General features: G+C 39.8%; 13 protein-coding genes. 11 read left to right on the top strand and 2 right to left on the bottom strand.

Going from position 1 to position 15,503, the window contains the following annotated elements; translation table 11 throughout:
* Positions 1-2 precede the first annotated feature (2 nt).
* Positions 3-1,412, top strand: a complete 1,410-nt coding sequence (locus ACKC4Y_RS01490; protein WP_409361650.1) for an FAD-binding oxidoreductase — start codon at positions 3-5, stop codon at positions 1,410-1,412.
* A gap of 151 nt (positions 1,413-1,563) precedes the next feature.
* Entirely contained in the window at positions 1,564-2,091 is a 528-nt protein-coding gene (locus ACKC4Y_RS01495) for a DUF6101 family protein (RefSeq protein ID WP_409361651.1), read from the top strand.
* Between the two features lie 613 nt (positions 2,092-2,704).
* Here the strand turns inward: ACKC4Y_RS01495 and purD are convergent.
* Positions 2,705-3,979 carry a phosphoribosylamine--glycine ligase gene (gene purD, locus ACKC4Y_RS01500; protein WP_409361652.1) on the bottom strand — a complete coding sequence of 425 codons (1,275 nt, stop codon included), beginning with the start codon at positions 3,977-3,979 and terminating at the stop codon, positions 2,705-2,707.
* 91 nt (positions 3,980-4,070) lie between these two features.
* On the opposite strand from purD, the gene ubiA reads away from it, so the two are divergent.
* Positions 4,071-5,075, top strand: coding sequence for a 4-hydroxybenzoate octaprenyltransferase (gene ubiA / locus ACKC4Y_RS01505; RefSeq protein WP_409361653.1), 1,005 nt, complete (start codon positions 4,071-4,073; stop codon positions 5,073-5,075).
* 508 nt (positions 5,076-5,583) lie between these two features.
* Here ubiA and pdxH read toward each other — a convergent pair.
* On the bottom strand, positions 5,584-6,207 hold the full coding sequence (gene pdxH, locus ACKC4Y_RS01510; protein ID WP_409361654.1) for a pyridoxamine 5'-phosphate oxidase: 624 nt from the start codon (positions 6,205-6,207) through the stop codon (positions 5,584-5,586).
* Between the two features lie 283 nt (positions 6,208-6,490).
* Here pdxH and ACKC4Y_RS01515 point away from each other — a divergent pair, with 283 nt between their 5' ends.
* The 8 genes from ACKC4Y_RS01515 to ACKC4Y_RS01550 all read left to right on the top strand — a co-directional run bounded on the left by ACKC4Y_RS01515 (position 6,491) and on the right by ACKC4Y_RS01550 (position 15,129).
* Positions 6,491-7,393: a DnaJ C-terminal domain-containing protein gene (locus ACKC4Y_RS01515; RefSeq protein ID WP_409361655.1), complete on the top strand. Its 903-nt coding sequence runs from the start codon at positions 6,491-6,493 to the stop codon at positions 7,391-7,393.
* A gap of 123 nt (positions 7,394-7,516) precedes the next feature.
* The gene (fabI, locus tag ACKC4Y_RS01520; protein ID WP_409361656.1) at positions 7,517-8,335 is read left to right on the top strand and encodes an enoyl-ACP reductase FabI; all 819 of its coding nucleotides are present in this window, start codon (positions 7,517-7,519) and stop codon (positions 8,333-8,335) included.
* A 159-nt stretch (positions 8,336-8,494) separates the two neighbouring features.
* Complete coding sequence (gene aroC / locus ACKC4Y_RS01525) at positions 8,495-9,583, top strand: chorismate synthase (RefSeq protein WP_409361657.1); 1,089 nt, start codon at positions 8,495-8,497, stop codon at positions 9,581-9,583.
* Positions 9,584-9,598: 15 nt separating this feature from the next.
* The gene (ribB, locus tag ACKC4Y_RS01530) at positions 9,599-10,711 is read left to right on the top strand and encodes a 3,4-dihydroxy-2-butanone-4-phosphate synthase (RefSeq protein ID WP_409361658.1); all 1,113 of its coding nucleotides are present in this window, start codon (positions 9,599-9,601) and stop codon (positions 10,709-10,711) included.
* Between the two features lie 7 nt (positions 10,712-10,718).
* Positions 10,719-10,973, top strand: a complete 255-nt coding sequence (locus ACKC4Y_RS01535; protein WP_409361659.1) for an exodeoxyribonuclease VII small subunit — start codon at positions 10,719-10,721, stop codon at positions 10,971-10,973.
* A 236-nt stretch (positions 10,974-11,209) separates the two neighbouring features.
* Positions 11,210-13,132 carry a 1-deoxy-D-xylulose-5-phosphate synthase gene (dxs, locus tag ACKC4Y_RS01540; RefSeq protein ID WP_409361660.1) on the top strand — a complete coding sequence of 641 codons (1,923 nt, stop codon included), beginning with the start codon at positions 11,210-11,212 and terminating at the stop codon, positions 13,130-13,132.
* Between the two features lies 1 nt (position 13,133).
* The gene (locus tag ACKC4Y_RS01545; protein ID WP_409361661.1) at positions 13,134-13,883 is read left to right on the top strand and encodes a TlyA family RNA methyltransferase; all 750 of its coding nucleotides are present in this window, start codon (positions 13,134-13,136) and stop codon (positions 13,881-13,883) included.
* A complete protein-coding gene (locus ACKC4Y_RS01550) occupies positions 13,876-15,129 on the top strand; it encodes a class I SAM-dependent RNA methyltransferase (RefSeq protein WP_409361662.1) in 1,254 nt (417 codons plus the stop codon). The genes ACKC4Y_RS01545 and ACKC4Y_RS01550 overlap by 8 nt, the downstream gene beginning before the upstream one ends.
* Positions 15,130-15,503 lie beyond the last annotated feature (374 nt).

Raw genomic sequence — 15,503 nt, forward strand, 5'->3', positions numbered from 1 at the left:
AGATGGAGCAGGATTTAATTGAGCGCTTTAGAAAAATTGTTGGTTCTGCGCACGCTATAACAGATCAGGCATTAATTGCACCGTATTTAGTTGAAGAGCGTGGACGGTTTCATGGAAAAACACCGTTGCTTTTACGGCCATCTTCTTGCGCAGAGGTTTCATCAATTATGCAATTAGCTAGCCAAACGCACACACCAATTGTGCCGCAGGGTGGAAATACAGGTCTTGTGGGCGGTCAACAACCAGATGAAAATGTGTGTAGTATTCTTTTATCGATGGAACGATTGAACAAGATTAGATCTATCAATCTTGAGGGTAATTTTGCTGTGGTGGAAGCTGGTGTTATTTTACAGGATTTACAGAAAAAAGCCGATGAATCAGGTCGCCTTTTTCCTCTTTCTTTGGGTTCTGAAGGCTCCTGTCAGATAGGGGGAAACCTTTCATCTAACGCTGGAGGGACAGCTGTTATAGCTTATGGCAATATGCGTGAGCTTTGTCTTGGTTTAGAAGTTGTTTTGCCTGATGGACATATTTTAGATGATTTGCGTTTTGTGAAGAAAGACAATAGCGGCTATGATTTAAAAAATCTTTTCATTGGTGCGGAGGGCACTTTAGGAATTATAACTGCCGCAGTTTTAAAGCTTTTTCCGAAACCAAAAGAAATAGCTGTTGCTTTTGTGGGATTGCGTAGCCCAGCTAAGGCGCTAGAGTTTTTATCTCTTGCTCAATCTCAGGGAGGGGGAATGTTGACTGGTTTTGAGCTTATGTCAAAACTTAGTTTACAAATGTCTTTAAGCTATAATATGTGCGAGAGATCCCCTTTTGAACATGAGCATGAATGGTATGTATTGATTAATATTTCATCATTGCTGGGTGATGGTGAAGCATTATCAGTGCTTAGTATTATTTTGGAAAAAGCTTTAAATGATACTGTGATAGACGATGCGATTATTGCGCAATCGTTAAAGCAGCAAGATTTTTTTTGGCAATTGCGTGAAAGTATATCCTATGCACAAAAGTTAGCAGGAGGGACTATCAAGCATGATATTGCGGTGCCTATTGCATCTATTCCTGATTTTATCGATGAGGCGGCTCTCATTGTTGAAGAGATTGCTCCAAGTGCGCGGGTGGTTTGTTTTGGCCACCTAGGGGATGGAAACCTTCACTACAATATTACGCAGCCTGTAGGAGCTGATACTGCTGCATTTTTGCAGTTATGGCCACAAATGAATCATCGGATTCATAGTCTAGTAATGCATTATCAAGGTACATTTTCTGCTGAACATGGAATTGGTCAGCTTAAACGTGAGGAACTTCGTGCTTTCAAATCACCTGTTGCATTGGACATTATGCAGAAGATTAAGGAAATACTTGACCCTTTAGGGATTATGAATCCTGGAAAAATATTATAATTCAAGAGTGATAAACTTTGTCATGTGTTTTTGTTTAGAATTCAATAACCAAAAAAGAAATCAGTTGTTTTTTATTCAATCTTTTAATAATCCGGTGGGGAAAAGCTGTTAGAGGGTGTGTGTTATTAAAATAAATTGGGACACTTTAAATATGGCTAATCAATGCTTTAATCAGGCGAAAGCGGGGCTTGAATTTCGGTTAGATCCGTGCCATTTGCCACAAACAACGACATATTTTTCATTGAAAACGGGCAATAAAATAATTTGTTCGTTGAGTGAGCGTGGGGTTTTTTTTAAAATTGATTCTCCCTCAAACTTATCTCGTTTAATACCGGCTTACCATTTCAGAGGAATTGCAGCACGTACAGTAAAAACGCATTCAGGAGAAAGAGCAGTTGCATTAGAGTTGTTTCATAGAGATGAAGAGGCATGTATTCCACTTTTAGTCTCTAGAGATTTGAACAATGTTCTTCTGGATTGGCGATTATGGGCGGATACTTATGACCTCCCTATGCTTATGATAAATGAAGATAATAGCATTATGGTTGTTAAAGATCGCTTTGATTTACGTCAGTTTTTTGGTCCAACACTGCATTCTAAACAAAAACGCTTTTCACTCCATTATAGCAAACCCTTGGGGTTACGTTTAATGATCGCGAATCGTATTGCACTACAGTAGTGTTGATACGCATTCATTTTTTTCTATTATGTCGCTAGATGTATTTATTCTTGCGATATTCTGCATTTTTATTGACTATAAAGGAGAGCTTTGTTTGAGACATATGTTTGTAGCAGTAGGTATCAACGGTGTTAAATGCTGTTTTCATTTATTGTACAACATCAATGTTTTTCTGGAAGCTAAGTTATAGCCTTTAAGAACAACGGGAATACTTTATTGACGAATGTAGGTTTTTGTTTTGTGGCGTACTTAAAACATTGGTAGGGATGTTTTAAGCAAAAAAGATTTCATAGCTTTGTCTATGCAAAGGCAATGATAATACAGGGGGTTTGTTCAAGCTTAATAAGCGAAGGGTTTTTTGTAAAAAACAATGAGCAAATGGATCTTAAACAAACATGGCAAGAGATGATGATTAAGTGGTTGTGATCATAATTGTATACTTAGGAAAATTTCTTTTTTTGATTGTATGAATATCTCAACTTTGTAATGCTTTATTGTTCAAAGGAAAATTCAATATTTTTTCAACAGTGTAAGCAATACAGAACCGTTAGCAAACTTATCATCATTCTATCAAGTGAAGTTATCAAATCATGAAAAAGAATCTTCAAAGAATTTAGCTTTCTCGTGCAATGGCTCGCCAACCAATATCGCGGCGAACAAAGCCTTCTGGCCAATCAATATAATCAACAGCTTCATAGGCGCGTTTTTGCGCTTTTGTAATGGTTTCTCCTATTGCTGTTATATTTAAAACGCGTCCACCATTGGCAATGAGTTCTCCATTGCGTAATGCTGTACCGGCGTGAAAAACTTTCACATCAGAAAGAGCGTTCACCTTGTCAACATTACGAATAACAGTGCCTTTTTGGGGAGAGTCTGGGTAACCGTTAGCAGCCATAACAACAGTTAAGGCAGTTTTTTCAGACCACTGAAGGGGTTTGTTTTCAAGATTTCCTTGAGCTGCAGCAAGAAGAAGCGGAAGAATATCGTCTTTTAAGCGCATCATTAAAACCTGACATTCTGGATCACCGAAACGTACATTAAATTCAACTAATTCCGGTCCCCTTTGCGTTATCATCAATCCGACGAAGAGAATACCTTTAAAGGGAGCGCCCGTTTTGTTCATGTGGCGTAAAGTTGGTTCAACAATTTCTTTGAGAGTACGATTAACCATTTCTTGGGTCATGATGGGAGCTGGTGAATAAGCGCCCATGCCGCCGGTATTCGCTCCTGTATCACCATCACCAACGCGTTTATGATCTTGAGCAGATCCAAAGGGAATGGCGATTTTACCATCACAAAGACAGAAGAAGCTTGCTTCTTCACCGTCAAGAAAGGATTCTATAACAATTTTTTCTCCTGCATTGCCAAAGGCACTTTTGAAACAAGCATCAACTGCATTAAATGCTTCTTCCATTGTCATTGCAACAACAACACCTTTACCAGCAGCTAAGCCATCAGCTTTAATAACAATAGGAACACTTTGTTGACGAATGTAGGCTTTAGCTTTTGAAGCGTCATTAAAGCATTGGTAAGTTCCTGTAGGAATGTTATTCTTACAGCATAAATCTTTTGTAAATGATTTTGAACCTTCTAGCTGAGCAGCTTTTTGAGTGGGGCCAAATACACAAATATTAGCAGTGTTAAGGGAGTCTGTTATACCTGCAACCAATGGTGCTTCTGGGCCAACAATGACAAGATCAATAGAATGTGTTTTGCAAAAATCAATGACGAGAGGGTGATTATCAATGTTCAAATCAACATTTTCACCGAATTCTATTGTTGCAGGATTTCCAGGAGCGCAATATAATTTTTTTAGCAGTGGCGATGCTGCTATTTTCCATGCTAAAGCATGTTCTCGTCCGCCTGAGCCGATAAGAAGAATATTCATTGTTTGCTCCAATCACAGAAGATGATTAAATTAGTTTTCTTGTCATAAGAGTGAAATGCTTCTATCGCAAGTCTAAAGGTGAAACCATTCGATGAAAAAAAGTAAAAATATTACACATGTTCAATCCTGTGAGAGTCAGGGACGGGTTATGGATGCATCCTCCAAACAGTGGGTCTATCATTTTCTCCCCCCTTCGTTGTGGTTTTATGCTCAATTGGCACGTTGGGATCGACCTATCGGATGGCAATTATTGATGTGGCCCTGTTTCTGGTCAACAACAATGGCTTTTCTTTCTTATGAGATGCATCGATATTCTCTTTTATCAATGCTCTTTCATTGGTTTTGGTATCTCTTTCTTTTTTTTCTGGGTTCTATAGCCATGCGGGGTGCAGGGTGTACGTGGAACGATCTTATTGACCATAAAATTGATTCTCAGGTAGAAAGAACACGTTCTCGCCCATTGCCAACAGGCCATGTAAGTCGATTTCAGGCAAAAGTTTTTATATTCGTGCAATGTTTGGTTGGTTTAGCCGTTTTATCACAATTTAATAGATTTAGTTTTTTTCTAGGTATCTCGTCATTGGTAGCGGTTGCACTTTACCCTTTTATGAAACGCGTAACATATTGGCCGCAATTTTTTTTAGGTGTTGCATTTAATTGGGGGGCGTTAATGGGGTGGGCAGTTGTGTGTGGAAGTTTGGGTTGGGCACCTATCTTACTTTATGTGGGATCAATCTTGTGGACGATAGGGTATGATACAATTTACGCGCATCAAGATAAGGAGGATGATGCTACGGTTGGCGTACTTTCGACGGCACTTCTCTTTGGTAAAGGCACCAAACGTGCTCTGGTATTTTTGTATAGTGGTTTTTTGGTGCTCGTCAGCTTAGCATTTTATTTGGCACAAGTCCCCATTCTTAGTTTTTTTGGGCTTTTTGTGGCAAGCATTCATATGTTTGTTCAAATTAAAGTTATTGATATAGATAACAGTTCACAATGCCTAAAGCTTTTTAAATCTAATTCGTTTATAGGGTTTATAATTTTTGCTGGTTTGGTATGCAGTGGTATATGGATGATACTTTATCCTACAGTTTAACAACAACACCTTAAAAAATAAAATCATTATATTATGGAATGCTGAGAGTGAAAGGAATGAGGTCTAAGGATGTGATCATTGATTTTAAAATTTTTTATTTTAGCCTTAGAGCATCTTCCGATGTGCAATTACCATTTTTGAGAAATAAACTAAAAACAGATTTTAATTGTAACATCTGAATCAACGATTCTTATCTTAATTCAAATTGCTTATTTTTTCTTATTTCAGAATATGTATGCAAGATCAACTTACTTTTTAAGCTCCGTTCAAACACAGCCCTGATCACCTTACGGGGTTTCTACTAAAATAGCGTTTCACTTGGGTAGGCTTTTAACTGTAAACTCTTTTCAAACAGTAAAGGAGTAAAAGATCGTTCTCAGCTAAGTTTTATAGTGAAAATGCGATTCTCAGATTTAAATTGAAATCAATAATCTATTCTTAATTTTGCAAATAGCTGTTGAACCCTTATACACAAACAAAGACTTCATGCTCTTTAAAATCTGAAGGATTAGGGATAAAGTTGTTGTTTTTGCCAATCGATATCTTCAATAGAATCGCGTATAAAGAGTAGACGGTCATGTAAACGAAACGGGCGATCGCGCCAGAATTCGATAGAAAGGGGTTTAACACGAAAACCAGACCAATAAGATGGGCGTGGTATATTCCCTACTGCATAATGAGCAGTATATTTGGCAATTGCTTTTTCAAGGGCAAAACGGTTTTCTAATGGCTGAGATTGTTTGGATGCCCATGCACCAATTCGACTGCCCCGTGGTCGCGATTGAAAATACGCATCTGCTTCCTCAATGCTAACTTTTTCAACAATTCCTCTAATTCTGACCTGACGGCGAAGCGACTTCCAATGAAAACATAAGGATACTTTCATTGATTTTAAAATTTCTTGTCCTTTACAACTTTCATAATTGGTGTAGAAGACGAATCCTTGGGGGCTGTAGTCTTTAAGAAGAACCATACGAACATTAGGCAAGCCCGTTTCATCGACCGTTGCTAATGCCATAGCGTTAGGATCATTTATTTCGCTCGCAGTTGCTTCTTCAAGCCATTTTGCGAAGAGAGTGAAAGGTTTATGCATTTGCATGAAGTCATTGTCTTTTTGTACTTTGTTGCTCATAATATCTCCGAATGTCTGTGAGCACGAGTGAAGCATTCTTTCGTTTAATTTATTTTATTATCGATTATTGAGAGATAAAGCGCTATTTTTTTCTTTAGCATTGAATGTAATGCGCTATATTAAAAAAATATCTATTTTGGCTGGTATTTTACTTTCTTTATAGGCATATAAACAGAGGAACAGAGAAAAATTATTCTCTAGAAGAAACTGATGAAGCTGTGAGGGATATTGAACAACATATCAGTTGATATTTTGAGAACAAAAAAATTGAAAAGAGGGCAATATGCGTGATCCCTACACGATTCTGGGAGTGGCACGTACCGCAAAACCGCAAGAAATTAAATCAGCATTCAGAAGATTAGCAAAAAAGTATCATCCAGACCATAATATGGATGATGCAAAAGCGAAAGAGAAGTTTTCTGAAATTAATCAAGCTTATGAAATTATAGGCGATAAAGACAAAAAAGCACAATTTGACCGCGGTGAGATTGATATGGAGGGAAAACCGCTTTATCAAGCTTATGGTGCTGGTGAAAATTTTAGCAATAGACACAATCCTTTTTCAGGAGGGGCTAAGGGGTTTGATTTTGGTTCTTCTGGTGGTGAGGGTTTTGATGCGAGCGATATTTTTCGTGATCTGTTTGGGGGAAGAGGGAGCTTTTCAAATTCTGCACAGTATAATCGGCCTCAACAAGGAGCTCATGTTCGTGCTAATCTTGCGGTAACATTGGAGCAGATGGTTGGTGCAGAAAAGGTAGAAGCTGTTTTTCCTAATGGGAAAAAGTTAAAAATTAAGCTGCCAGACTATGTTGAAGATGGTCAAACCATTCGTTTGAAAGGCCAAGGAGAAGAGGTGGCTTATGGACAAGCAGGAGATGCGTTGGTAACGATTCATATTCAAAAACATCCTCGTTTGCGGCTTGAAGGAAGGGCGCTACATCTTGATTTACCAGTTCCCCTTAAACATGCTGTTCTAGGAGCAAAAGAAGAAGTTGAGACTTTGGAGGGGCGTGTAGTTTTAACTATTCCTGCTTGGTCAAGTTCTGATCGTATTTTACGGTTGAAAGAGAAAGGACTTCGTTTAAAAAACGGCAAAAGAGATGATCTTTATGTGCATGTTCGTGTCATGTTGCCGGAAGGCGGCGATGCTGCATTAGAACAGTTTTTGCAAATGCAGAAGGGATAATTTTTTAGTTGTATAAAATCTGCAGTTTTTGTTTGCTTTTAAAGCAATTACTTGAAGAAAGAGTTGACCTATGCCATAGGCAGATAAAGTAAGATTAATTCAAGTAACAATGGGGCAGTGCTGATGGCTAAGGGTAATGGTTTATTGTACGGCAAGCGCGGTTTAATTTTAGGATTAGCTAATAATCGTTCTATCGCTTGGGGGATAGCTAAAGCGGCAAGTAGTGCAGGGGCAGAGCTTGCTTTTACCTATCAAGGTGAGGCGATGAAAAAGCGTGTTGAGCCTTTGGCTGAGGAATTAAACGGGTTTGTTTGCGGTCATTGTGATGTTTCTGATGGTGTATCCATAGATACGGTCTTTAGAGCAATAGAGAAGAAATGGGGCAAATTAGATTTTTTAGTTCATGCTATTGGTTTTTCTGATAAGGGCGAATTAAGTGGTCGTTATGTTGATATTAGCGAATCGAATTTTATGATGACCATGAATATTTCTGTTTATTCTTTAACAGCGTTAACAAAGCGTGCTGAGAAATTGATGTCGGATGGTGGTTCCATTTTAACACTGACTTATTATGGTGCAGAAAAAGTTGTTCCCAATTATAACGTGATGGGAGTTGCAAAAGCGGCCCTTGAAGCGAGCGTGAAATATCTAGCCGTAGATTTAGGCCCTAAGCATATTCGTGTTAATGCTATCTCTGCTGGGCCAATCAAAACGTTAGCTGCTTCTGGTATTGGTGATTTCCGTTATATTTTAAAATGGAATGAATATAATGCTCCCTTACGGCGTACGGTAACAATTGAAGAGGTGGGTGATTCTGCTCTTTACTTTCTTTCCAATTTGTCTCGTTCTGTTACCGGTGAAGTACATCATGTGGATTCAGGTTATAACGTTATAGGTATGAAAGCTGTTGATGCACCGGACATTTCTGTCGTTAAAGAATAGATTTTGTTTATAAGACTCTATTTAACAGCAGTGATTTGACTGAAGTTAAAACGGCTAATGGATGGTATAGTAGCATAGTGGTATTTTGGAGGCTGTTTGTACATAGTTCGACATGCGCTGTAGTTTGCGTATATTTGACAAAGAAACGAGTCATTTTTCATGTCACATAATACATTTGGACATTTGTTTCGTGTAACAACATGGGGGGAAAGTCATGGTGCTGCTCTTGGCTGTGTTATTGATGGTTGTCCTCCGGGAATTGTTTTCACCCTGTCAGAGATTCAATCTTATCTTGATAAACGCAAACCAGGACAATCAAAATACACAACGCAGCGCCGAGAGCCAGATGAAGTAGAGGTCCTTTCAGGAGTTGTTGTTCAAGACGATGGGATGACGTTGGTGACAACAGGTACACCAATTTCTCTGTTGATTCGAAATACAGATCAACGTTCGAAAGATTATAGCTCGATTGTCCATCAGTATCGTCCAGGACATGCGGATTATACTTATGATATTAAATATGGCATTCGTGATTTTCGAGGCGGGGGACGTGCTTCGGCACGTGAGACGGCGACACGTGTTGCAGCAGGTGCTCTTGCGCGTAAAATTGTTCCTAGTCTGATTGTACGGGGGGCCGTGATAGCAATTGGTCCTCATAATATTAATCGTGATCGTTGGGATTGGGATGAGGTTGATAACAATCCTTTTTTTACACCTGATGCAGAGATGGTGCCCATTTTTAGTGATTATATCAATAAACTACGTAAAGATGGCTCATCCGTTGGTGCTCTTGTTGAGATTGTTGCTCAAAATGTTCCGGCAGGGTTAGGAGCTCCTATTTACGCAAAACTTGACCAAGATATTGCATCATTACTCATGTCAATTAATGCGGTTAAAGGGGTTGAAATTGGTGATGGTTTTGCAGCAGCTCGCCTGAGGGGGGAAGAAAATGCAGATGAAATGCGGATGGGAAGCGATGGAAAACCACTTTTTCTGTCCAATCATGCTGGTGGTATTTTAGGTGGAATATCGAGCGGACAGCCTATAGTTGCACGTTTCGCTGTGAAGCCGACAGCATCAATTTTGATTTCCCGTCGTTCAATTGATGTTGATGGTAACAATGTAGATATTGTAACGAAGGGACGCCATGATCCGTGTGTTGGGATTCGCGCTGTTCCTGTTGGTGAAGCGATGGTCGCTTGTGCTATTGCTGATCATTATTTAAGGCATCGCGGTCAGGTTGGTTGATTTGAAAGGTAAGTGATGACTTATGATCAGAAAAAAATTGTTTCTGCGCTTCGAGCTTTTGAACGTGGTGAAATTGTTGTGGTTACGGATGATGATGGCCGTGAAAACGAGGGTGATTTAACTGTTGCCGCTGTCCATTGTACTGAGGAAAAGATGGCGTTTATCATTCGCCACACAACAGGCATTGTTTGTGCACCTATGCCAAAAGAAGAAGCGCAACGGTTTCATCTTGCTCCGATGGTGCCAGATAATAATTCAGCGCATCGGACCCAATTTACTGTCACTGTGGATTTTAAACATGGGATAACGACGGGTATTTCCGCACATGACCGCACATTGGCAGTTCGTAATCTCGCTAATCCAAATGCGGGTGCTCACGATTTTGTCCGTCCAGGACATATTTTTCCTTTGATTGCGCATGAAGGTGGTGTTCTTATGCGTTCAGGCCACACGGAGGCAGCTGTTGATTTATGTAAATTAGCTGGTTTGCCACCAGTTGGTGTTATTGGTGAGTTGGTCAATGATGATGGCAGCGTTAAACACGGAGATGAAGTTACAAAATTTGCACAAAATAATCGATTACATATGATAACGGTTGCGGATTTAATCGCTTATCGTCAACGTAAGGAAATGTTGATTAGGCATGTTGGAGAAATGCATATTGAAACACCAGTGGGACCTGCTATTGTTCAAAGTTATCAACTTCCTTGGGAAGCGGTTCAGCATGTTGCAATCGTTTTTGGTGATATTCGTGATGGTGAGGATATTCCAGTGCGTTTGCATCGTGAAAACATTATGAATGATGTTTTTGGTCAATCATCAGATGTTACTGCTATCATGCGGCGTATGATGGAAAAAGAAAAACGTGGTGTTTTTGTTTATTTGCGTGAAGGATCGGTTGGGGTTGGTCAAAAATCAGCTATTAGCATTCAGGAAATGGCAAAAGACGGTTCAGAAAACCATGTACAGGCGATTGAACGTGAGGAAGAGTGGCGCCAAATTGGTTTAGGATCACAAATTTTGAAACATTTAGGGATAAGTTCTGTTATCGTTTATGCTTCTAAAGAGCGTCATTATGTAGGTTTAGAAGGTTTTGGAATTCGTATATCCAGAACAGATATCTTGTGAGGATTGCATGAAACAAGAGATAAAAAAGGGGGATATTACGGCGTTAAGTTTTGAGGAAGCACTTAAGCAGCTTGAAGTAATTGTTGAGAATTTAGAACGTGGCGATGTTCCTTTAGAACAATCAATTGATATTTATGAGCGTGGTGAGGCTCTGAAAAAGCATTGCGAAAAACTCTTGAAAGTAGCTGAAGCTAAGGTTGAAAGAATTCAGCTTTCAGAGGGAGGTTCTCCAGAAGGTGTAGAGCCACTTGATCCTGAATAAAGTTCAGAATTTTTCTATGTTTGTTGAGTTACAAAAGACAAAATAATATCATTTATGAACAACAGATTTTATTAGTTTGTTTTTATGTAATGGGCTAGAAACAAGAAAGGCTGTAGAAAATCTGAAATAGGTAAAGTATTCCACTATAAAATACGGTACATTATGAACAGAATAGGAGAAGGTTTGCGTCTGCTTTTCCTTTCATTCTCTTGATAAATAAATATAAGGAGCTCTTTTTGTCTAGGCCATTAACGCCATTGCTTGATTGTATTCGTCTACCAGAGGATTTGCGAGCATTGCCAGAATCTGATTTGGTACGATTGGCTGATGAGTTGCGGGCTGAAACAATTGATGCGGTTTCGGTAACAGGTGGTCATCTTGGTGCTGGGCTTGGAGTTATTGAACTCACTGTTGCATTGCATTACGTTTTTAATACACCTGCGGATAGAATTATTTGGGATGTTGGTCATCAAACCTATCCGCATAAGATTTTGACGGGGCGCAGAGATAGAATTCGTACATTGCGTCAAGAGGGGGGATTATCAGGTTTTACCAAACGTTCAGAAAGTGTGTATGATCCATTTGGGGCAGGCCATTCTTCTACGTCTATCTCAGCTGGTCTGGGTATGGCGGTGGCTAGCGCTTTGAAGGCGGAGACAAGACGGAATATTATTTCTGTCATTGGTGATGGCGCTATGTCTGCTGGTATGGCTTATGAAGCGATGAATAATGCCGGTGCTTTGGATGCGCGTTTGATTGTTATCCTCAACGATAATGACATGTCTATTGCACCACCTACTGGTGCTATGAGCGCTCATCTTGCGCGGCTTGTTTCCCGCCCATCATACCGCAATTTGCGTGAACGGGTAAAAATACTAAGCGAGAAATTGCCAAAGTTCTTTTTAGATAAAGCACGTCGTTCAGAAGAATTTGCTCGTGGTTTTTTGGTTGGAGGAACTTTATTTGATGAGCTTGGCTTTTACTATGTTGGACCAATAGATGGTCACAATTTAAAGCACTTATTGCCTGTTTTGAAAAATGTTCGTGAATATCCTGATGGTCCTGTTTTGGTGCATGTGGTAACCCATAAGGGTAAGGGGTATGCGCCTGCCGAAGCATCATCTGATAAATATCACGGTGTTAATCGTTTTGATGTTATTACAGGTAAACAAGTTAAGACACAAAGCAATGCTCTTTCCTATACCAAAGTGTTTTCTCAAGCTTTAATAGAGGAAGCCAGTCATGATGAGAAGATTGTTGGTATAACGGCAGCAATGCCAACAGGAACGGGTCTCGATTCTTTTGCTGAAAAATTTCCTGAAAGAATGTTTGATGTTGGTATTGCTGAACAGCACGCAGTAACTTTTGCTGCTGGCATTGCTTGTGAAGGTTACAAACCTTTTGTCGCCATTTATTCTACTTTTTTACAGCGCGCTTATGATCAGATTATTCACGATGTATCGATTCAAAAGTTACCGGTGCGTTTTGCGATTGATCGAGCAGGTTTTGTGGGAGCAGATGGTGCGACGCATGCTGGCAGTTTTGATATTGTTTTTTTGACCACTCTTCCTGATTTTGTTGTCATGGCGCCTTCTGATGAAGTTGAGCTGATGCATATGGTACGTACCGCTGCGGCTTATGATCAGGGTCCACTTTCTTTTCGTTATCCGCGTGGTGAAGGTATTGGTATGGATTTACCACAGCGCGGTGAACTACTAGAGATTGGAAAAGGGCGTGTTCTGCGTGAGGGAAACAGGATAGCTTTGGTGAGTTTTGGAACGCGAATGTCAGAGGTGCTGATGGCTGCTGATGCGTTGGGTGCGGAAGGATTGTCTACAACGGTTGCGGATGCGCGGTTTGCAAAACCTTTGGATAAGGATTTGATGCGTCGTTTGGCGCGTGAGCATGAAGTCTTGGTGACAATTGAAGAAGGTGCAATGGGTGGATTTGGAGCGCACTTATTACATTTTTTGGCACAAGAAGGACTTTTAGAGCATGGTTTAAAAGTCCGCACATTAACACTTCCTGATGACTATTTGAAACACGGTCCACCAGAGATAGTTCTTTCACGTATTGGACTCGATGCTGTAGGTATTATCAACACTGTCTTTACTGCTTTAGGACGTAAAGTGCGGACAGTGCAGAAAGTTCGAGTATGAGATGTCCGTCAAAAAAAGGCTTGATGTTCTCTTAGTTGAAAAAAACTTTTTTACGACACGTTCACGGGCACGTGATGCTATCATACGCCAAACCATTAAGGTTGATGGCGAAATAGTTTTAAAAGCTGGGCAAATCATTTCTGATGACGCAAAAATTGTAGTTTGCGATCCAGCACAGAAGTATGTTTCACGTGCAGCATTAAAACTGATTGCGGCACTTGATGCATTTCCGATTGTAACAGATAAAGTAACTGCTATTGATATTGGCGCGTCGACAGGTGGCTTTACACAAGTTCTCTTAGAGCGGGGAGCAGCGCATGTTATTGCTGTTGATGTTGGTCATAATCAATTGGATGCATGTTTATCTGGCAACAGTGCGATAACTTTATTAGAAGGCCTGAATGTTAGAGATTTGCAGCAAAAACATTTAGGTGGTCGGGAAATTGATCTCATTGTATCGGATGTCAGTTTTATTTCTCTCAAACTTGCATTGCCTCCTGTTTTGTCTTTGGGCAAGAAGGGAACTCAAGCAGTTTTATTGGTAAAACCACAATTTGAAATTGGACGAGAAGGCTTGGGTAAGGGGGGAATATTAAAAAATCCATCAATAGCAAAGCAAATTGCTGAAAAACTTTTTGATTGGTTGAATACGCAAAGAGGGTGGACCGCAAAAGGTTTGCTTTCCTCACCTATTAAAGGTGGTGATGGCAATATAGAATACTTGCTATTTGGAGAAAAAAAGCATGATTAATGGTGTTATCATCGACCATATTGGCACAAGCGGTCATGGTGTTTCAAACATGCCCTGCGGTTCTATTTATGTCCCTTTTACTTTACCAAGGGAAATTGTCACAATTGCGCTTCATGGAAAATATGGAAAACTTATTGCGTTAGAAGAAAAATCGTCGCAACGCATTGATGCTCTTTGTCAACATTTTGAGAATTGTGGAGGATGTCTGCTTCAGCATTGGAGTGCTGATGCTTACTGTGCTTGGAAGCGGCAATTAGTTGTTGATGCGCTCAAAAGTCATGGGATTGATGTCCTTGTTTCTCCTTTAATTGAATGCGGATATCACTCTCGTAGGCGAATCACTTTAACAGCACTTGCAACCCAGAATGGCCATATTATTGGTTTTAACCGTCACCTCTCTCATGAGGTTATAGCAGTTAAAGAATGCCCAGTGACGCGTTTAGAGATCATGTCTAAACTAGATGACATCAGGTCACTTTGTTCTCTTGTAAGCAATCATGCCAAACGTTTTCATATAACGATAACATCCGTTGAAAACGGTTTAGATATCGCTTTAAGCGGTTGTGTTATACGCGATGAGCTCGTTCGTCAAAAAATGGTGCGTGCTGCCCTTTCATGTGGAATTACGCGTCTGTCTGTTGAAGGTGAAATCTTGATTGAACAAGAAAAACCATTGGTTTATTTTGGAGATGTTCGTGTTGAACTTCCCCCTGGAGGTTTTCTTCAAGCGACTGTTGAAGCAGAAAATATTATGGGCAATATTATTTTTGCTCATTTAAAAAAAGCAAAAAATGCCATTGATTTGTTTTCAGGAGTTGGGACCTTCACATTGCGTATGGCGAAAAAGGTAAATGTTCATGCGGTTGAGAATGACGAGACAGCGTTAACAAACTTAGATCGGGCAGCACGTTTTGCGACCGGTTTAAAGACAGTAACTTGTGAAAAACGGGATCTTTTTCGTCGTCCACTTTCTGCGAAGGAACTTGAGTATTTTGAATGCGTTGTTTTTGATCCTCCACGCGCTGGTGCACAAGAGCAGGTGCGTGAATTAGCGAAAGCGACAATTCCATGTGTTGTGGCAATTTCGTGCAACCCTGTTACGTTTGCTCGTGATTTATCTCTTCTTGTTGCAGGTGGTTATACAATAGAACAGATCATACCGATTGATCAATTTTTATGGTCACCGCATGTTGAAATGGTCGCTGTTTTGAGTAAGCGTAAAGCGAATAGAGGTTGGAAACTTTAGCTTATTTAAAGGATACAAAAAATTATTGAATGAAAGACATCTGATTAGATTTTGTATCCTCAAGAAGTTTTGAGATGAAAGATAAAGTGGTGCTAACGTCTCATTTGTAAAGAACAGGCGTGTTACGAGGGGAAAGTATGGTATCATGTATATGAAGCTGCAGAAGATTTGACTTTCATTGAGAGTCAGTTTTTGGAATGTCCGTGAGGTTTCAAAATCTTATTTTTCACGTTTTGTAGAAGGTGTTCATGGTGTTTTAAATGGCTCGGGTTTTCCCTTCATCTCAGTCCAGTGATTTAGTATCCATAAACCTTACGAATCCTTGTGTCAAAAAGGATCGCATATCCTAATTTTGGAAGCGCTTACCAAAGATT

The sequence above is a fragment of the Bartonella heixiaziensis genome (assembly GCF_046245125.2).
Classification (GTDB): domain Bacteria; phylum Pseudomonadota; class Alphaproteobacteria; order Rhizobiales; family Rhizobiaceae; genus Bartonella; species Bartonella heixiaziensis.